Here is a 20,664-nt window from a genome sequence, read left to right on the forward strand (position 1 = left end):
TAACGTTTTTGGCTTTGTTATTCCTTGATGCAAGGAGCACGTGCCTACATCAAAACCAACAGTTTATAAATCATCACTGCTGCTTCTGCACGGCTGGCATTTTTCTTCGGTGCAAACTCATCGTTACCTACACCGTTTATGATGCCCGCTCCCTGTATTGCCTCTACCGCTTGCTTCGCATAGTTTGCGATGTTTGCTTCATCCTTGAAGGCAGTAGCTTCACCATTTAACAGCGCTAGTTGCTTCATTTGGATCGCTTTATATACCATCACGGCCATATCTTCTCGTGTAATGTTCTCATGAACTCCGAATGTTCCATCTGGTTTTCCGTTCACAATCCCCAGCTTCTGCGCGGTTGCAATATTTCCGTGGTACCATTCGCCTTGCTTCACATCACCAAAACTTGTCGATGCGCGCTCATCCGATAACTCCAACATATTCATCAGCATGGTGATGAATTCTGCTCTTGTCACTTGACCATTTGGATTAAACTCGCCGTCGCCCACACCCTTCACAATACCTCTTGCTCCCAATGCTGAGATTGCATCCTTCGCCCAGTCTTGGGTCACATCCTTAAAGCTCGTTGCAACATAGGCTACCGTATACTTGCCAGGAAGCGTTGGTTTGAACTCTACTTTTCCTGTCGCTGCATTGTATTTACCATTCGTCACCACGCTCAGCTCACCGTTGTCCTTCACAATGTATACGATGACGTTGTTTGGATTTTCGGAAGCCTTTAATGTGTATGGCAATGCAATCAGGAGATCATCTCTACCATCAAACGTTGTAAGCTTCTTACCATCCATCGTTAACTCGATATCGTATACGACCTCATCGGTTAGCCCAGCTTGTGCACCAGCTGACAGTTGATTAGCTAGTATTTTCTTAAGCGACAATCCTAACGTTTTCCCTGAGCTTGTTCCTGTTCCAAGCATTTCCGTTGCCACGATTACGACTGCTGAGCCTGTGTTGATCTCGATGCGATCTACCGTAGACGTTCCATTTGTTAAACGTGGATCTACTGCCAGCTCAATAATTAGCTCGTTCAAGCTTTGATCACCATCAACTCGCACCTGCAGCTTACCGCCTGTCGTTTGATCAAGCGCACGCTTCACCGTATCTGCACTTAACTTCACTTCAGAAGTACCGCTCTCATTTACGACTGGCTTAATGGTTATTTCTCCGTTGTTCATGACCACTGGCTTACTTCCACCTGTAGCTGGTGGTGCTGTAGCAGGGATATTACCGCCACCATTTCCATTACCACTGCCTGGTGCTTGTGGTGTTCCATCAACCAATGGTGTTACCGTAACCGTAGCACTGGATGATATACCACCATCGACTGTAGTTACTGTAATACTTGCCGTTCCTGGTGCCACAGCTGTCACTAGACCTGTCGCACTTACAGTCGCTACAGCTGGATTGCTAGAGTTCCATGTTACTGCTTTTTTCGTTGCATTAGCTGGGAATACGGTAGCTGTCAATTGCCCTGATTGACCTTCTACGATGGACAACGTCGATTTGTCCAAGCTAATTCCGCTAACGGGTACGTTCTTCCCACTGAGTGCATCATACTCACTTTGTGTAATGGGAATGACTGTTCCGTGACGCGGACTAGCGGGTAAGTTGTAGTTGGAAGATAATGTCCAGACTCCTGATGCAAGATTGGTTGTCTCGTATGGAATATAACCTCTTCCACCAAACTCATCTACGAATAAATACCATTTTTCCTCTGTATTGGATTTGAAAATCGTTGGACCCTCAACCCATTTCATGTTACCCACACCTTGATTAATCATCTTGAAGGCTGGGTCCAAGATCGAGTTACCAACCTCTTGGAAGATCATTTTGCCAAATGGAGCAGAAGCTCCGTTGTCTTGCTCATCCTTCGTAAAACGATACACTTTTCCATCATGCTCAATCATCGTTGTATCAATGATGGAATAGCCGTAATCCAAATATACTTGCGGTTCCGTAAACGTATGGAAATCTCTTGTCTTGCTATACATCATTTTTTGATATGCACTACCGGTATGAGATGCATCGTCAAACATTCTTGATGCCCAGAATACGATATATTCACCTGTTGTCTTGTCGTACATGATTTCTGGAGCCCAGGTATTACCCGCTTCTTCCGGTGCAACCTCTACCATGCGTTGATCTGTCCAGTTGACTAGATCATTCGATTCCCACACCATAATGGAACGACTGCCCCATGTCTGTGCTCTGCCCCAGTTACCATTGCCGTTAATTTTCAGATCCGTAGCGATCATATAGAACTTGTCACCTTCAGGCGAACGGATAATGAACGGATCACGTACCCCCTTTTCCCCCAAGGTAGATGTCAATACAGGTTTACCCTCATTCAATTCTCGCCAGTTCAACGGATCATTGCCGTTACTTAGTGCAAAGTGAACTTGCTCACCTGTTGAAGTACCTTCTCCAGTAAAATATGTGAAGAAGTATCCCGCGTAATTTTCATCAGCAGGCCGTTCCTTCACCTTTGCAATAAATTCCTTCGTAGTGGATGCTGAATTTAATGTAATCGTAGCTGTAAGCTTCACGTCTATATGTCCACTACCGTGCGCCGGACGTTGTACTTCACCATTCACTGAAACGACGTTTGGTTGAGCAGAAGCCCAAGTAATTGTTGTTCCGTATAGTCCAGATGCTGGTAGTGTTATATGACCTCTAACATCCGTAATGTTATGAACGACTAGTGCTGCTTTGGCTTCATCTACAGAAGTGGAATCGCTCGGCAATGCCTTAACGATCAACGTGAAGGTTTTGTTAACGGTCTCTGTACCATCTGTAAATACCGCTGTTAAGGTTACAACTTGATCACCCGTTGCGTTAGCTGGTCTGGTTACAGCACCTGTAGTTGAGATTACATTCCCCTTATCTGAAGACCAGCTTATTGTTGTTCCATACGCACCTGATGTTGGCAGTGTTACATTGCTTATAATCGCATCTTTGGATGTATTCGAAGCAAGGAGATCATCCATCATTAATTTCTCTGTTGCAGCCGATACAAGCATACCTTCCATTTTAGCAATCTTCTGATCTGCACGAGCCTTAAGTGATGTAATATCTGCCGCAGTCATCGCACCATCATAGATTTGGAAGTCTGCAATCAACCCGCCAAAGTATGGATCAGCTGGATAGAATGACTTACCGATGGTTCCACTACTGCCTGAAGTATTTTTTATTTGTTCCAGCGTCATTCCATTTGTTGAGCCTGAAGCAACAGCAACACCATCAATATAAAGCGTTAGTGTACCATCCGTGCCTGAAACAACAGTCGTAACTACTTTCCATTCATTGTTCTTTAAACCCGTGGTCGAAGTTGAAGACTCATTATTCCAGGCATTTGTTGCGATCCCTAAACGAGCCAGACCATTAGCGTTATAACGTGGTGTGAAATACGTATAGTGCGTATTATTGTCTGGTCTTCCTAATGCATATAACCACTCCGCAGCGTTTTTACCGCTCCAGTTCACAATGGATGAAACGGTCATATCTGTTAATCCATCGAGAACTCCTGGTGGTAGCTCTACATAGGAGTCCGCCCCGCCCCCAGTAAAGCTCAGCACACCCGCATCTTCAGTACGAATCCATTCTGCCTTAGACGGGTTCATCCATTTTCCGTTGAAGTGACCTGTTTGGTCAGTAACCGTCGCAGTCGCACGATCGATATCATTCATATCATAGTGAAGAATGAGCTCAGCCCCAGACGGCTGCTCTACTGGAGGAGTAACGTCTTCATCCGCTAATGTTGTAATCTCTTCACCGGATAATGCACGATTATAAATACGGAAATCATCCAATTTACCATCAAATAGACTATGAGAGCCGTTTCTCGATTTACCAATATAATTCATCGTTGTTTCCAGTAACATTCTTGGCTCCACGTTAAATGTCGAGCTGCGTTTAACCTCTTGACCATTCACATACAATACTGCATCAAATTCATCCATTGTAATGGCAACATGTTGCCAAGCCTTCGTTGGTAAAAGGTCGGCATTTCTCACTGCATATTTATAATCTGATCCGAGTTTCGTGCTGTCATTGCTAAATTTCTCAGTAAAAGGGGTTACGACAGCGAACTCTAAACTACCTGTATCCCCTTGTGTACTCAAATACATCGTATTACGGTTAACCTGTCTGCCTGTTTCGGAAGCAAAATCAAATATTCTTTGATTGGCTTGATTTTTATCCATTTGAACCCATGTAGAGAACGTAGCCTTCTCCAGATTCAAGGATTGAATCAAATGATCTGGCAGCTTCACATATCCTGTTGAACCATTAAGCTCTAGCGAAGCACCCGTTTTACCGATACGATCCTCTTCATTAATCGTTGCTCCACCTACGAGTGTTGCGTGATGGCCATTACCAGAAATGTCGTTCAACGTTGTACCATTCACTGTATCTGCATCAAATGAGTAATGTACAACCGGGTCTGTGGATGGTGTTGGACCTTTCAATGCATACTTCTCTTGCAAAGCATTATACTCTGCACGTGAGATTGGAATCACCGTTCCGTGTCGTGGCCCTGGCGGAAGTGCATATTGATCACTGCTTAACACATTGTTCATATATTGCGTGCTGCTATCCAGATCAGTTGTATACCGTACATGATATGGCCAGGAATCAAGGAACAGATACCATTTGTCTTTATGAATATCTTTAAAAATCGTTTGCCCTTCATTATTTCCATTTTTTCCGATCAAGCCAAGTTTGTTATCACGTGTACCCGGAACAGCGTCGTATTGAAGGCCATTTGCTGCAATACCGTCCTTGTCATAATAGAAAGTTGGTGCTTTCTCCACATACACTTTTGTGTTCACTTCTGATTTGGTGAAACGATACAACATCTGATCATGCTCAATAAACGTTGTATCAATGGTTGGAAGTGACTCATCAATCATGACCTTTGGCTCTGAGAAGTTGTAAAAGTCTCTTGTTGTTGCGTAGTACATCACATTGTACTGACCTTCCGGCCTTCCGTTGTAATCACCATATGTTTCTGTATTTTTCATCGATGATGCCCAAAATACGATATACTCTCCAGTTACCGGATCATAGATCGCCTCTGGTGCCCACGTATTTCCTCCCGTCTTGGGCGCAACCTTGATCATCCGCTGCTCGCTCCAATTCACGAGATCCTCCGACTCCCAAACCATCATGTAATGACTGCCTGTAATTTGAGCCTGGTCGAAATCTGTACTTTCACCCATTTTCAAATCGGTTGCCAGCATATAGAATTTATCCCCTTCTGCTGACCGGATCACGAATGGATCACGAAGTCCTTTTTCACCCATGTCCGATTGAAGGATAGACTTCCCATTATTCAGCGCTTTCCAATACAATGGATCTTCAGCTGTAGCGAAGGAGATCTCTTCACCACCCTCATATTCACCTGTAAAGTAAGCAAAGAAGTACGCATCAAGCTGTACTGACGCAGCTGCCTGTTTAATCGTAAGGTCAAACGTACGCTCTTTGGAAGTTGCACCATTCGTGATTGTAGCAATTAGTGTAACGGGTATATCCGTAGATTGACGGCTTACCCATCCTAGCTGTGCAACGTTACCAGCTGCTTCAGCGGTTCCTTTAACAACCGCCGGCTTGCTAGATGTCCATGTAATGGTGGAGCCTTGTTCACCTGAAGTAACAAGACGTAAGTTGCCTTTAACGTTATCTGCATTGTAAATCTCTAATTGTTCAGCATCCAGATCAACCTTCTGCTGATCATCGAATTGCTTCAAGATCGTAACAGGGAATAAAGCAGTTGTAGATACTCCCTGATATGTTAAAGTGGCCGTAAGCTCTGCTTGAACATCACTGGATTGAGCATTTGGACGTTCTACATTACCACTGTCAGAGATAACCGTAGGATGACTGGAACTCCAAGTGATGTTTACGCCGTTTTTACCGCTTGTCGGTAAGTTAACATTTCTCGTTATCTGTTCAGCACTCTGATCTGCCTCGTCTAAGTAATGACCGATGTTAAGTTGATTCGCTGCATCATCAACCGTGAGCTGACGTATTTGGGAGATGTGAGTTACTGCTTCTTGGTGATATAACTCGCCCACTTCCTGCTCCGTCAACGCGCGATCATATACTCGGAAATCAGCCATGCTACCTTGAAGATACGGATCGTTCGAAAAGATGGACTTACCGATAAAACCAGAGAACGTAACATCCGGATTAATAATGTCTGACAGCTTTAGTCCCTTCGCATTACCTGAAGCAACCTTAGCTCCATCAACGAATAATGTCATCTTGTTGCTGGCTTCGGAGAAGGACACCGTTACCTGCTTCCACTCTCCACCGATCAGGTTGGAGTTTGCACTGCCTGTAATTAATGCTTCGTTCGGCCAGCCATTTTTGGATATACCTGTAGCAATCATATTGCCGGATCCACTGCCGTGACGTGGGGTTATGAAAAAATACTTGTTCGTTTCCGGTGTTAACACCGTACCCAAACCGAAAATCCAGCGATTTGTACCATCATTTGTCCAGTTCACGATGGAAGATACGGTAATCTCATTCAGACCTTGTAATAGATCTAGTCCGTTTGAGCCCTTAGGAATCTCAACATAGCCACTATTAGATGTAGAGCTCCCGCCATTGAAGGAGATAAAGCCAACTTCACTATTTGAAATGAATTGCCCATGGTCTGGATTTTTAAATATCCCATCAAAGGTAACTTCCTTGTTGGCAACATCCTTCAGTACGAGTTGACCGTCTATTTCGGCAGTCGTTTTCATGTTGTAATGAAGAAGCAGATCATCGTTTAGCAACTTTTCTTGAACGGCATTCTGCTCAATAGAGTCATCCTTAGGCAATAAGGTAACCACGAACTCCTTCGTTGCTTGGCTCCCACCTAAAGAGATGGATGCTGTTAAAGTCACTTGTTGTTCCATTTCTCGTAAGATCACTTCACCAGTTGGACTAATCGCACTCTCATCACTGGAAGTCCATGATATCATTGCGCCATTCTTATCTTCAGTGGGCAGTACAAGAGATTCTGTAACTGCCGATATATCACCTAACGTTAGCTCTATTTTGCCTTGTTGTACTTGCTTTTCATTAAATGATTGTTCATATACTACAGCGATATCCTCACTATTTAGTGCTTCTCCATAAATTCTTAAATCTTGAAAGCTGCCTGCAAAAGTAGCATCCCCTAAATAATTGGAGCGACCGATGTAAGCTTGCAAATCCGTACCAAAGCTTGCTGTTGTTTTCTCTTTGGCGGCCGTGCCGATACTAACCCCGTTAATATAACCTGTAATAGAGCTTTCTGTAATGACCGTCGTATAGTGAGCCCATTGACCTTTGTACTGTGACGTAGAAGTGCCTGATACGCCTACCTCAGTCGTCCAAGGCTGGTCAACATTATTGCTATTCGTAAATACTGACTTAAAATCACCGCTTGGATTCGATGGATTCAACATCCAGTAATTCGTTGGCAAGTTATTGCCATCTGCTGGCGTACCATAGAATAATGCGGAGAAGTTCCCACTTCCCGTGTTACTTTTAATCCATACAGAAATCGTTGTATTTTCTTGATGATCAAACAAACCCGTAGGAAGCTGAACGTAGTTCGTATTACTATCTGTTCCCCCAGGTAGAGTGAGACCATCGGTGTACGTAATATCTCCTACGGCCGTTCCATGCTTTTCATTACCTGATATATCCTGTACATCCTCAAGCAATGGATAATGCCCCAACATCGTTGGTGTTATTGTGTCCGCTGAAGCTAGATTGTTCAATGGCATAACAAGATTCAAACAGTTACTGAAGGTTAAAAGTAAAGCTAACGTTATGATTGAAATTCGGTTTCGCATAGCATTCTCCCCTTCGTTTAATTTTCTGTTGTATACAACCCCATTGCTTACCTTTAAATCAAGACCACCTCGCTCAAGGAGATAGAGATCCCCTTTTCATAATGAATGCGCTTACATTCCTTCTCATATTACGTCTTCAACGATTTCTATTCAATGTACTATCATGTTAATAACGTGGACTTTTTTATTGCAATTTGAAATTAATGCAGACTGCAACACTATCACTATACTTCGAAGTAGTCGTTTTCATTTGTAAATATACGCTAGGTTTAAATTAAAGGATTGAACACCTGAGGAACATAATATATATAGTTGGGCGCTTGTAAAACGCTTCCAAATATGGTGCAGGTGAAACCATGAGCGCACCGGATCAAAAAATAAGGAGGATTGCAATCTATGCCAAAACGATTTAGCAAAATGCTCGCGTTCCTTTGCTGCTTGGTCATGGTGGCCTCGCTAATGCCTACGAGCTATGCTGCCGACAATGAAGACATCGAGATCTCAGCAGTAACGAATGAAACACCAACCGCCATTTTTGGAACTCCCGAACTCGGGTCAAACGATCCCCTCTGGGACCAAACCATGGAGCATCACATCAACAAAAGCACGGTGCCCACCGACCCCAGACCCCATGCCACGGGCACAGCAAGAATCCTTTGGGATCATGACTACCTTTATGCCCGCGTAGTTGTGAATGACAGTAATCTATATCAGGGAGCTGGCGCAGATCATCGGTATGACAGCCTGGAGTTTTATGTTGGTACCGGAACCGGAGGCTCAAACCAATGGCGCGTCAGCTCGACGGGTGTGTTTTCAGGGCAGGCCGCTCCAGGCAGAGCAGCATGGACCCAGATCACGGAAACAGGATATATCGTGGAGATGAGAATACCCAAAAGAAATTTGATCTTACAGGAGGGAACGCTTACCTTTGAGGTCTATATCAATAACTCGACAGAACAAGGCGCTGATCGCTATGAAGTCGTTTCCTCTTTTGGAATTCCCGACGCGGCTTATAACAGCTCTGATTCATTTACAGACAGCCTGCAGCTCATCCCAGCCCATGAGTTAGACACCAGATTATCAATTACCGCAACTGCAGGTCCGGGCGGCCAAATAACGTCGATTCCACCCGGCGATGTTCTAAGAGTAGATCGAGGCTCTAACAAAGAAATTACGTTTGTTCCCGACTCCGGTAAAATTGTGGATACCGTAACGGTAGACGGCGAGACCGTGACTCTATTTGATGGCACTTATACCTTTTCGAATATTGAGGCTGATCATACCATTCATGTGACATTCAAAAACGATCCGGACGCGGGCATACTCCCTTTTATCGTATGGAATGACAACTTCGCCAGTGGTGAGTACACAACGGCTGTTATCATTGATTTAGGCGAGGGGAAGTCGGCGTTAGGCTCCGCGCTTCATCCCGACTTGTTTGCCTTGTCGGCTAGGAACACGACCCTGAACGGCGAAGCAGTGACCTTTGAAGGACCACGCAAAATCACAAGGGTATACGCTAATGAAGAACCGAAGGTACGCGGCTATGTGGGGCCGGTAAGCAATTCACCCGATTATCAGGACGGACTGGCGAGCGGTCGTTACATCGTCATTGAGTCTGAGTTTTATTCAGAGAGCGGCGGCAATACAACGCTGGATGGCAGCAGTAACTCGACAAAGCAGGTTTACACCGTTGTCCAAAAAGATGAAATCGTACTGACAGAAGGAAATCCGCTTCACAACGTGGTTTTTGAACAGGAAAAGGTTGTTAATCCAATCCTCGATAAATTTACAACATTCACGGACAATTCGGTCAATCGTTCGCTTTACCTTCACAAGGGTGAAGACGGTAACGTGATGAAAGGATTGCCGCTGTATGTTTATACTCATGGCATGTCACGTGGCGGCACAAACGCTGCGACAGACCAAAAAGCGGCCATGAAATCCGCCAACGGCTCGGTCGCTCTAATGAAAAAGATGGAACAAAATCCCGATAAATACGCCAGCCATGTACTGAATATTTCCTATAATGGCGTATCTGTTCCCTCCACAGAGAATGTTAAGAAGGTCATAGACGCCTTGATTACCAGCGGCGAAGTAGACCCTAACCGTGTTTACGCAGCAGGCTTCTCCTGGGGAGGCCAGTATACCAACAACTTAGTTAACAGCTATCCCGGCTTCTTCGCTGCTGCCGCACCTATGGCCCCGGTAAGCGGTTCACCGAATGCTAACGCCAATGATGCTCACAACACCCTGGCCTACTGGATGTTTTTAAATGCTCATAATGTTGGAAGCTACCAGTCTAACCTCAATAACTACATCAATAACAATATGCCAAAAATGATTAACGCGAGAGCTTCCCGCTTTGAGAGTAATGAGGTACTTACGTGGCCCTACAATCAATTTGATCAGCCGAATCTGAGGCCGAATCCTGCCAACACACCTGTTCTGGCTGATTATATAGCGCATGAAGTGGAAGCGGCTGTTCTTTACAACGAGATCACTATGGGAACTTGGACAATAGCTCCCACAGCGCAGTCCTCTAACTTGCCGGCTTGGAACAACGACTACACAGATGTCTTTGATTGGATGTTCGCGCAAAGAAAACCTGTCGTGCCCGGTGCGCCTAGCAGCTTCAAAGCGACAGCGGGTGACGTACAGGTCACATTGAGCTGGACTGCTCCTGCTGACAATGGTGGCAGTGCGATTTTGGGCTACAAGGTATGGTATAACAACGTAACGCCAGTCACATTGGATGCGACGGAGACCAAATATACCTTCAATAACCTGACAAACGGCCAAAATTACAACTTCAAGATCGTTGCGGTGAACGCGAAGGGAGACGGCGCGGAGATCAGTGTAACGGCGATGCCGACAAAGACGACGACTCCTACCGTACCTGGTTCTGGTGGCACTACAGGCAATACGGGCAACACCAGTAATACAAGCAACAGTAGTAATACACACAACACCAACAATACGAACACCGGGACTGACGCTGGAATGTCGAAGTTGACCTACACAGTGAATACACCGAAGGATAAACCCGCAATCACAGACAAAGACGGCAACACCACCCTACCCGGCGGCGGCACGATTACGAACAAGGGCGGGACGGAGATTAAGGTACCCGAAGGCACATCGATAGACTCATACGGTAAGCTGACCATTCCAGCCGACAAAAGCGCCGAAGTGACACTACCCGGTGGCAATAGCACAGTGACCATTCCGGGCGGCTCGACGATCGGGAGCGACGGTACGATCACAGTAGGCGGCAAAGACGCGCATGTGAATCTGCCAAACGGCAATCAAGTGCAAATCCTTGACGGATCGAAGATACGGAGTAGCGGCGCGGTTGTGGTAGGACTGAGCGGCGCAAGAATCAGCTTAGACAACGGCTTGTCGCTGAACATACGTGAGGGTACGGAGCTGGTGTTTGATGACGCCACCCCACTGGGCTTCCTCGTAATATCGGGCAACCCTTTCAGGGATGCCAACATGGACGACTGGTTCTACAACGATGTAAATTCAGCCTACACATACGATCTTTTCAACGGTACGACGTCCACGACGTTCTCACCGGGCACCGCAATGACGCGTGCAATGTTCGTGAAAGTACTGGCCAATCTGGAGAACGTAAATCTCTCCAGCTACACGAGTTCCCGCTTTAGCGACGTAACGGACGGACAGTGGTACACGGCGGCAGCCGAGTGGGCGGCCGAAGAAGGTATAGTCAACGGTACAAACGCAGACCTGTTTGACCCCAATTCACCGATGACACGCGAGCAGATGCTGGTGATCCTGTACAACTACATGAAGTACAAGGGCTATGAGATACCTGAAAGCCACTCTAAGTCCTTCGCAGATGAGACTGAGATCAGTTCTTGGGCGTTTGAGGCCGTTCAGGCACTGCGGGGCACCGGCATTGTATTAGGCAAGCCGGACAACTTTTTTGCTCCCAAAGCAACCGCCAGCCGCGCCGAAGTAACCACGATCTTTGTAAGATTCGTCGAATATTCGGCTAATTGAGAGCGCGTACAGAAAATGCAGACCCATCCGGTTGGACAATATCCAGCCGGATGGGTCTCCTAGTTCTCAAACTGCACTTTTTTTGACATCTAGAATATTCGTTCCCAAGTCCAAAAGTTCTAATTAATTAATGCATATTCTGATTTATTTCACCACAAAAAACGCCATCACAATAATGTGATGGCGTTCTTGACTATGGAGCCTAGGGGGATCGAACCCCTGACCTCATCGCTGCCAGCGATGCGCTCTCCCAGCTGAGCTAAGGCCCCAGGATATGAAATAGATAACTTGTCCAGCACTGCTACGTTCCACAGGCGACTCCTATATCATATAAAATCCAGCTTTCGCTGTCAATCACTTTTTAAGATCCAAAGTGATTGGAGAAGAACAACCGATTTCTCTGGTACACACGGACTGGAACTCCAGACTGCTCTTCTCCCTTTCCCCACTTCACTAATCCTCCAGATTGTCTTTGGACAAAAGGGATTTCAGCTCTTTCATAAACATATTGATATCTTTGAACTGGCGGTATACCGACGCAAAACGGACATACGCCACTTCATCAACCGGAAACAACTGTTCCATCAATAACTCACCAATCTGGCGACTCTCGACCTCAGCATCAGCTGTATTACGCAGAGATTTCTCCACTTCAGATACCATCATCTCCAGGGTCTCTACGGAGACTGGACGTTTCTCACAGGCACGAATAAGCCCGCGGAGAATCTTGTCCCGGCTGAACTCTTCCCGGCTGCCATCTTTCTTAATGACAATCAGTGGAGTCTCCTCAATCATCTCAAACGTTGTAAATCTTCGGGCACACTGCTCACATTCCCGGCGACGACGAATGGATTTTGCTTCGTTAGCCGGACGCGAATCAAGCACTTTGGTACCCATATAACCGCAATAAGGACACTTCAAATCAGATCACTTCCCATGTTTTACTTTTACCACATATTCCCTGTACTGATTTTGTAATGAAAAACGTATTGCCGACACATAATACTTTTACCAACCCGCGAGGAGGTGAACAGCAATGGCACAAAGCAATGGTAACTCCAACAACCTGGTGGTAACTAAAGCTTCCGCAGCACTCGAGCAAATGAAATATGAAGTTGCTCAAGAACTCGGAATCAGCATCCCACAAGACGGATACCAAGGTAACATGACTTCTTACGAGAACGGTTCGATCGGTGGATACATCACGAAGCGTCTGGTAACAATTGCAGAACAGCAATTGGCAGGTCAATACCAATAATATCTGCATCGTAACGTAATACGCAACACAGAGGAGCATGGAGCGGCCGGTGAAAACCGGCCTGCTCTGTGCTTCTACTTATATTTACTCAGAACGTATTATAGATCTTTACATACTGATTATAATAGTAAATGACCCTTTGTACATAGTGACGCGTCTCACCAAATGGAATATCTTTCACCGTATCAATCGAACCATCCCATACACCATCTCTAAGCCAGCTGTTTACCTTGCCTGGACCTGCATTATAGGCAGCAATCATGACCACTTCATTGCCCTCGAATTGATCAGACAGATTGCGCAGATACCATGTGCCTAACTGAATATTACGTTCCGGCTCATGCTTCAATTCATCCAGCGAAGTGTCGGGAATTTTGGCTTGTTCCAGTATCCAGTTGGCCGTGTCCGGCATCAGTTGCATGAGCCCGATGGCACCGCGTTTGGATTCCTTGCTTGTCTTGAAATTGGTCTCCACCTTAATAATCGAAGCAATCAGAAACGGATCAACCTCATAGCTCTGAGATTGGGCACGGATCTCATCCTTATAATGAATGGGATAGAACCACGCCATCCAGTTTGTATTCAGAAATAATACCAGTACAAAGGACACAAACATCAACAGCAGTACTCGTTTCTTGCGTAATACTCTCATAACAAACCCTTACGCTTTAGAAATGAGTCAATTTGCTGCTCCGTCTCAGTCCATGAACCGCTGTTATCAATGACAATGTCTGCCAACTGTTTTTTGCGCTCAATATCCATCTGTACATCCATTCGGGCCTCAGCCTGTGCTGCAGTCATTCCATCCCGACCCATCAAGCGATCTCGTTGCACCGATCTCGGGACATATACTACCATGACTTCCTCGAAACCATCTTCCAGACCCGATTCGTAGAGCAAAGGAATATCAGACACCACAAGTTTATCCGGATGTTGCAATTCGTATGCAGCAGCCCGTTCACGCATCTCTTTACGGATTGCCGGGTGTGTGATCGCCTCCAGAGCCTTTCGTTCCTCGGGTTGTTCAAAAACAATACTTCCAAGCTTTTTCCGATTCAGTGTTCCATCTTCGTTCAGTATGGCTTGTCCGAACCGCTTAACAGCGGCGGCCAACACGGGATGCCCGGGCATCATAACTTCCCGGGCAATAACGTCTGCATCGATGAGCAACGCTCCCTTACTGGCGAGATAGGCGGAAACACTGCTTTTGCCTGTCGCGATCCCGCCGGTTAAGCCTATATTCATCGTTTCACCTCATAACAGCTTCATTATTCCCATAATCATTAACAATAGCGCTGGCAATACAGACAGTCTTCGCATCCAGCGCAGAGCTGAGAATCGTAGGCCAACCTTCATGCCGAGTGACAGAAACGCCCCACTAAACAGTGCAATAATAAGTGCTGTCCATAGTGTAGGGAACCCCAAAAGCGCTGCTCCCAATCCTGCTCCAAACGCGTCCAGAGACAGGGCAATACCAAGCCACATCGCTTCTTGAGCAGAGATACTCCCCGAGTTATCCATATCCGCCTTGGAGGGACTGCGAAGGATCTGAATGACAACGCCCAGTTTACGCAGTTCCAATGTAAATACCATTCGTTCCAGTGATCCACTTGAAGCCGACTGCTCCAGATCCAGTGCAAGCACCTGATTTCTGCCCTTTGAATCCGCCAGTCTCTGTTGTGCTTCTCCCACCCCAGTTACCGTTGCTTCTCTTCCCTCACCCGTTCCAGTGTCTGTTTCCAGCTGTTCTTTGCCTTGCTTTCGAAGAAGTTGCAACAATGACCATGCGCCAATACCTATCAATATGACGGCTCCCACAATCGAAGCGATATCCGGTGACACCACATGGGACAACAACACACCTACTTGCATCGACAAGGCAATAACCAATCCCGAACAGATCGAAATAACAGCGATAGATAACAGGGGAATCTTAGTCCTCCGTAACCCATATGTAATCCCGACTCCAAAACCATCTAAACTAAGCGCCAAAGCAAGCGCCAGCAATGAAATAAAATGATGCAGCACCCCGGACTCCTCCTCTGTGCGGTACTCGTGCCAACTGAAGATGCCAGTATGGGTATACGCCCGCTTATTTCTGCCATATCAGTATATGGAGGGAGGAATCCAAGGGTGCTATGATTTCATCATTTCGTTCATTCAGTTCATGTTACAGCAGCTGACAGTTCGGACAAAAATGCGTGCCACGGCCACCAACCACCGTTTTTTCAATTAATGTCCCACATGTTGTACAAGGTTCTGATTTGCGACCATAGATTTTCAGTTGATGCTGGAACATCCCCATCTCACCCTGTCCATTCACATAGGACTTGATCGAAGATCCACCTGCATTCACTGCATCTTGCAACGTAGCCACAATCGCTTCGTGGAGCACCGTTAATTGAGCTTCGGTCAAGGTTTTGGCGATGGTCTCGGGATGGATACCTGCGCGAAATAAAGCCTCGTCCACATAAATATTCCCGATACCCACCACATATGCCTGATTTAACAGCACAGCCTTGATTTTGGTTGTACGCTTGCCAACCGCCTCGCGGAATGCAGTTACCGTAAAGGCTGGATCAAGCGGCTCCAGTCCCAGCTTCAGCAAAGGTTTCGATACCAGTTCCTCACCTGTATTGAACAGATGCATCGTACCGAACTGCCGTACATCCTTATAACGCAATTCCGTACCATCATTAAAATGGAAGATCACATGTGTATGTTTCTCCACATCTTCATGCTGCTCGTACACTCCGTATCTTCCTTCCATCCGCAGATGGGAGACAAGCACCAGCCCGTCCAGCAAAATACGCAAAAACTTGCCTCGGCGCTCCACCCCAATCACGGTATGTCCCGCGAGTTCCATTGCAAATGCATCTATGTCGTCCGGCCGCTGAATAATCCGCGGCAAGCTAACGGTAACATGATCAATCGTTTTGCCCACAATAAGTTGATTCAATGTTCTTCTGACTGTTTCGACTTCCGGTAATTCCGGCATGATGTTCTCACCTCCCCTATATTATAACGGAAGATGACGCTCAGCGGGACCCTTTTCTTATATCGCATACATGGAAAGGCCTATTGTAAAATACCGGGAAAACCGCGCGGCGCTTGATTTATTTCGCTTCGTACCAGTTATCACCAAAGCTGACTTCTGCTTTCAGCGGAACCGACAGTTCCAATGCTTTTTCCATAACTGAAGGCACTAACTCCTTCATCAGTTCCAATTCATCCGCAGGTACTTCGAAAACAAGTTCATCGTGCACCTGAAGTAACATACGGCTCTTCAACTTGCGTTCCCGCAGCGCTTCATCCATCTGTACCATGGCCAGCTTGATGATATCTGCCGCAGTTCCCTGAATCGGTGTATTCATCGCTGTACGCTCTGCAAAGGAACGCAGATTGAAGTTGCTGGCATTAATCTCTGGCAGGTAGCGACGCCGTTCCAACAGCGTTTTCACGTACCCATCTTGGCGAGCTTCCTTCACAATGTCATCCATATATCGACGCACACCCTGGAAGACTTCAAAATACTGATCAATAAACTGCGCGGCCTCTTTACGAGTAATATGCAGGTTCTGGGATAAACCATAATCACTTATTCCATACACGATACCAAAGTTAACTGCCTTGGCGGAACGACGCATATCCCCGTCCACATCCTCAGGTTTCACGCCAAATACATCCGAAGCGGTCTTCGTATGAATATCCATATCATTGACAAACGCTTCCTTCAAGCGCTCATCGTCTGAAATATGGGCCAGTACACGCAGTTCAATCTGGGAATAGTCTGCTGCCAAAATGGACCATCCAGGCTCAGAAGGAACAAATACCTTCCGGATTTTGCGACCTTCTTCCATCCGAATCGGAATGTTCTGCAAGTTCGGAAATTGACTGCTAAGTCGTCCAGTGGCAGCAATGGTCTGACGATAAAACGTATGCACTTTGCCATCCCGATCCGAAATCTCTTTAAGCAAGCCCTCCACATAAGTGGATTGCAGCTTGGCAAGCTGACGATATTGGAGAATATGCTTGACCACATCATTATAAGGAGCCAATTTCTCCAATACTTCAGCATCTGTGGAGTAGCCCGTTTTGGTTTTTTTCACCACTGGCAAACCCAGTCTATCAAATAAAATCTCACCCAGCTGTTTCGGTGAATTCAGATTAAACTCCGTTCCTGACAGCTTGTAGATCTCCGCCATCAACCTGCTGATCTGTTCTTCAAACTCGCTACCCAGAGCCTGTAGATCGGCCGTATTGGCTTTGATGCCCTGTTTCTCCATGTCCGCCAATATGCGTGACAACGGCATCTCCAGTTCATGGAACAATGAATTCATCTCATCCGTTTCCAGCACCTGCTCCTGAAGTGGAATAATGGCTGCGACTGCAGCAGCTTTGCGGCACAGGAAATCACCCAAGATCTCCACATCCGGCACCTTATACTTGGCCCCTTTGCCCATAACCGTGTCATCCTCCACGAGTGATGGCAAACCATACTTGGTCGTAAGTCCACTAATCGTCTGGTTGGATTCCGTTGGATCAAGCAAATACGCCGCCAGCTGTACATCAAATGCCGCGCCAGCAAATTCAATGCCATGCGCATGCAGGGCCAGGTCTACGCGATGAAGATCATACCCGCGCTTTGGCTGGTCTGAATTACCAAGCCATGCCCGCACTGGAGCCGCTGCCTCGGAATGAAGTAATTCGGGAGATATGAATGTATATGATCCAGCAGAACCTACAGCTAGTCCAATCAATTTCGCTTGATGCGGGTTATCCCCATGTGTCTCTACGTGAAGTACATCAATAGAGTCGAGGGAACTGAACAGCTCACTTATATTATCCTCAGTAGCAATGGAGGTTTCCACCTCGGCAGCAGGAACCGCTTCCTGTTCAGAACCGATGCTGCCACTGAACGACAGGCGTTCGAGCAAGGATTTGAATTCCAGCTTGGCCAATGCAGGGCCGGCATGTTCTTCTTTTAATCCGGCGAATTGCATATCCTCCCACGATTGCTCCAGCGGAACTTCCCGATGAATCGTCGCGAGTTGTTTGCTCATCCGGGCATCTTCGGCGTGAGCCTCGATCTTCTCTTTCATCTTACCCTTCAGCTCACTTGTACCGTTCAGCACATCCTCTACGGATCCGAACTGGTGCAGCAGCTTCAACGCTGTTTTCTCTCCAACTCCGGGAATTCCCGGAATATTATCGGACGCATCGCCCATCAGACCTTTGAGATCAATGATTTGCAGCGGCGTCAGACCATAACGCTCCTTAATCTGAGCAGGGTCATACAGTTCAATATCGGTTACCCCTTTACGCGTCAGCCCGATATGTACATGTTCGGAGGCGAGTTGCAGCATATCTTTGTCACCCGATACAACAAGCACCTGTCTGCCCGCTTCATCTGCGCGTTTGGTTAACGTTCCGATGATGTCATCCGCTTCGAATCCAGCCAGCTCAAACTGGGCAATGCCAAGTCCTTTCAGCAGTTCTTTGAGCAACGGGAATTGCTCGGACAACTCTGGTGGTGTTTTCTCCCGACCACCCTTGTATTCCTGATACCCTTCGTGGCGGAACGTGATTTTGCCTGCATCAAATGCAACCATGACATGTGTAGGCTTATGCTCTTCAAGAAGTCTCAGCAGCATCGTAGTGAAGCCATATACCGCATTGGTATGCAGACCTTTCGAGTTGGTCAGAGGCGGCATTGCAAAAAACGCCCTGTAAATAATGCTATTTCCATCTATGAGAATAAACTTGTCCATTCCAGCACCTCGCGTGTTATATGTTCAATCTCTTCAAATTACATCTACTCTCATGATACCATACCCACCTGTCACATCAAAAAGAATAGCCTCTTTTCACTTCATTTTATTCGCAAAAAAGAACCTTCTCCGCAGACAGCTGTGACACAGCCTACCTGAGAGAAAGTCCTTTTCCATTCATATGATTTCATTATCTAATCAGCACTGATTTCCCAATTCTAAAGCAATACTCTTCTATTGGTTCAGATCCGGGCGTTTCCCTGTCACCAGGTATACCGTGCTCTCACCAATGTTGGTTGCATGGTCGCCAATCCGTTCAATGTATCGTCCAACCATCATCAGCAGCATAGCCTGTGAAGCCTGATTAGGATGCTCTGTCATTAACGTGTAGAGATCACTGATCATGTGGCTGTACAGTTGATCAACCTGATCGTCCGTCTGAGCCATTTTGTAGGCCAAATCTGTGTTTTCTTTCAGGAAAGATTCAATCGATTCATCAATCATGGATTTCACGATTTCTGCCATTTGCGGGATATCCACCAGAGGTTTAATCAGCTTCTGGCCATCCATCCGGAGAGTTACCTTCGCCACGTCGAGAGCAAGATCTCCCATACGCTCCAGATCACTGGAAATTTTGAAGGCCACGATTATACGTCTGAGATCCTTCGCCACCGGCTGTTGTGTGATGATCAGTTTGGAGCCAAGTTCCATAATTTTGTCTTCAAGGGCATTCAGATTCGCATCATTCTTGATGATGACCTGAGCTTTCTCGGCGTTCATCGTTTGTAAACTTTCAATAGCACCATCCAGTGCTGCTCCAACATGTTCACCCATTTGTTTGAGCAAGGTACGCAGCTCTTCAAGCTCCTGATCAAATTCTTTTCTGCGAATCATAGATTTCATGTCCTCCTTGTCCATCATCTCCGGTTATGCCGGGATCATTCCAACTCAGCTCGCTTAACCGAACCTTCCGGAGATATAATCCTCGGTTCGGGAATCTTGCGGTGTGGAGAATAACGTCTCCGTATCAGCTGCCTCCACCACTTCACCATTCAGGAAAAATACCGTGCGTCCAGATACCCGTGCCGCCTGGTGCATATTGTGGGTAACCATAACGATGGTGTACTTGTGATGCAACTCCTTCACAAGCTCCTCAATCTTCAATGTGGAGATCGGGTCGAGTGCGGACGTTGCTTCATCCATCAGCAGAACGTCGGGCTGTACAGCCAGCGCCCGAGCAATACAGAGACGTTGCTGTTGTCCTCCGGACAGACTAAGTGCCGACTTTTTTAATACATCCTTCACTTCATCCCACAGGGCAGCATGGACAAGACTCTGTTCCACCAACTGATCCAGTTCAGCCTTTTGGGTTACCCCGTGCAAGCGCGGTCCATAAGCCACATTATCATAGATGGACTTCGGAAACGGATTTGGTTGTTGGAACACCATTCCTACGCGTTTGCGCAGTGTCTCCACTTCAATCTCATTACTGTAAATGTCAGAGCCATTCAGCATAACCTGTCCTTCCACACGAACACCCGGAATCATGTCATTCATCCGGTTTAACGTGCGAAGTAATGTCGATTTACCACAACCTGACGGCCCGATGAACGCCGTAACGGTTTTTTCCGGCAGATCCATCGATATATTTTTAAGCGCGTGATGCGTATCATAATATAAATTAAGTTTATCAATTTGAATGAGGTCCTTCATGGATGTTCACTTCTCCTTCGCTGCAGGGACACGGAAACTC

The 20,664-nt window shown here is 46.4% G+C and carries 11 protein-coding genes and 1 tRNA gene; 2 read left to right on the forward strand and 10 right to left on the reverse strand.

What is annotated here, in order from left to right; genetic code table 11:
• Nucleotides 1-44 precede the first annotated feature (44 nt).
• Entirely contained in the window at nucleotides 45-7,853 is a 7,809-nt protein-coding gene (locus ACE3K2_RS26965; protein ID WP_421897375.1) for an immunoglobulin-like domain-containing protein, read from the reverse strand.
• Between the two features lie 396 nt (nucleotides 7,854-8,249).
• Between ACE3K2_RS26965 and ACE3K2_RS26970 the strand changes: the two genes are divergently transcribed.
• Nucleotides 8,250-11,882: an S-layer homology domain-containing protein gene (locus ACE3K2_RS26970; RefSeq protein ID WP_421897378.1), complete on the forward strand. Its 3,633-nt coding sequence runs from the start codon at nucleotides 8,250-8,252 to the stop codon at nucleotides 11,880-11,882.
• Nucleotides 11,883-12,078: 196 nt separating this feature from the next.
• On the opposite strand, the gene ACE3K2_RS26975 is transcribed toward ACE3K2_RS26970, so the two are convergent.
• Nucleotides 12,079-12,151, reverse strand: a tRNA-Ala gene (locus ACE3K2_RS26975).
• A gap of 184 nt (nucleotides 12,152-12,335) precedes the next feature.
• Entirely contained in the window at nucleotides 12,336-12,803 is a 468-nt protein-coding gene (gene nrdR / locus ACE3K2_RS26980) for a transcriptional regulator NrdR (RefSeq protein WP_026081166.1), read from the reverse strand.
• 115 nt (nucleotides 12,804-12,918) lie between these two features.
• On the opposite strand from nrdR, the gene ACE3K2_RS26985 reads away from it, so the two are divergent.
• On the forward strand, nucleotides 12,919-13,140 hold the full coding sequence (locus tag ACE3K2_RS26985) for an alpha/beta-type small acid-soluble spore protein (RefSeq protein WP_017689472.1): 222 nt from the start codon (nucleotides 12,919-12,921) through the stop codon (nucleotides 13,138-13,140).
• Nucleotides 13,141-13,228: 88 nt separating this feature from the next.
• Here the strand turns inward: ACE3K2_RS26985 and ACE3K2_RS26990 are convergent, their stop codons facing one another.
• The 7 genes from ACE3K2_RS26990 to pstB all read right to left on the reverse strand — a co-directional run bounded on the left by ACE3K2_RS26990 (nucleotide 13,229) and on the right by pstB (nucleotide 20,624).
• On the reverse strand, nucleotides 13,229-13,792 hold the full coding sequence (locus ACE3K2_RS26990) for a lytic transglycosylase domain-containing protein (RefSeq protein ID WP_421897382.1): 564 nt from the start codon (nucleotides 13,790-13,792) through the stop codon (nucleotides 13,229-13,231).
• Nucleotides 13,789-14,385: a dephospho-CoA kinase gene (gene coaE, locus ACE3K2_RS26995; RefSeq protein WP_421897385.1), complete on the reverse strand. Its 597-nt coding sequence runs from the start codon at nucleotides 14,383-14,385 to the stop codon at nucleotides 13,789-13,791. The genes ACE3K2_RS26990 and coaE overlap by 4 nt, the downstream gene beginning before the upstream one ends.
• Nucleotides 14,386-14,394: 9 nt before the next feature.
• The gene (locus tag ACE3K2_RS27000) at nucleotides 14,395-15,168 is read right to left on the reverse strand and encodes a manganese efflux pump (protein ID WP_421897388.1); all 774 of its coding nucleotides are present in this window, start codon (nucleotides 15,166-15,168) and stop codon (nucleotides 14,395-14,397) included.
• Nucleotides 15,169-15,310: 142 nt separating this feature from the next.
• A complete protein-coding gene (gene mutM / locus ACE3K2_RS27005) occupies nucleotides 15,311-16,138 on the reverse strand; it encodes a DNA-formamidopyrimidine glycosylase (protein WP_421897391.1) in 828 nt (275 codons plus the stop codon).
• A 118-nt stretch (nucleotides 16,139-16,256) separates the two neighbouring features.
• Nucleotides 16,257-18,911: a DNA polymerase I gene (gene polA, locus ACE3K2_RS27010; protein WP_421897394.1), complete on the reverse strand. Its 2,655-nt coding sequence runs from the start codon at nucleotides 18,909-18,911 to the stop codon at nucleotides 16,257-16,259.
• 234 nt (nucleotides 18,912-19,145) lie between these two features.
• Nucleotides 19,146-19,805 (reverse strand): phosphate signaling complex protein PhoU, encoded by a 660-nt coding sequence (phoU, locus tag ACE3K2_RS27015; protein ID WP_017689478.1) that lies wholly within the window; start codon nucleotides 19,803-19,805, stop codon nucleotides 19,146-19,148.
• A gap of 63 nt (nucleotides 19,806-19,868) precedes the next feature.
• Nucleotides 19,869-20,624, reverse strand: coding sequence for a phosphate ABC transporter ATP-binding protein PstB (gene pstB, locus ACE3K2_RS27020; RefSeq protein WP_421897398.1), 756 nt, complete (start codon nucleotides 20,622-20,624; stop codon nucleotides 19,869-19,871).
• Nucleotides 20,625-20,664: the final 40 nt, after the last annotated feature.

It is taken from the genome of Paenibacillus sp. (assembly GCF_048976745.1).
Classification (GTDB): Bacteria; Bacillota; Bacilli; order Paenibacillales; family Paenibacillaceae; genus Paenibacillus.

Coding starts and splice junctions, on each gene's coding strand:
- ACE3K2_RS26965 (WP_421897375.1), bottom strand. CDS start 7,853: ATGCGAAACCGAATTTCAATCATAACGTTAGCTTTACTTTTAACCTTC.
- ACE3K2_RS26970 (WP_421897378.1), top strand. CDS start 8,250: ATGCCAAAACGATTTAGCAAAATGCTCGCGTTCCTTTGCTGCTTGGTC.
- ACE3K2_RS26985 (WP_017689472.1), top strand. CDS start 12,919: ATGGCACAAAGCAATGGTAACTCCAACAACCTGGTGGTAACTAAAGCT.
- ACE3K2_RS26990 (WP_421897382.1), bottom strand. CDS start 13,792: ATGAGAGTATTACGCAAGAAACGAGTACTGCTGTTGATGTTTGTGTCC.
- coaE (WP_421897385.1), bottom strand. CDS start 14,385: ATGAATATAGGCTTAACCGGCGGGATCGCGACAGGCAAAAGCAGTGTT.
- mutM (WP_421897391.1), bottom strand. CDS start 16,138: ATGCCGGAATTACCGGAAGTCGAAACAGTCAGAAGAACATTGAATCAA.
- polA (WP_421897394.1), bottom strand. CDS start 18,911: ATGGACAAGTTTATTCTCATAGATGGAAATAGCATTATTTACAGGGCG.
- phoU (WP_017689478.1), bottom strand. CDS start 19,805: ATGATTCGCAGAAAAGAATTTGATCAGGAGCTTGAAGAGCTGCGTACC.
- pstB (WP_421897398.1), bottom strand. CDS start 20,624: ATGAAGGACCTCATTCAAATTGATAAACTTAATTTATATTATGATACG.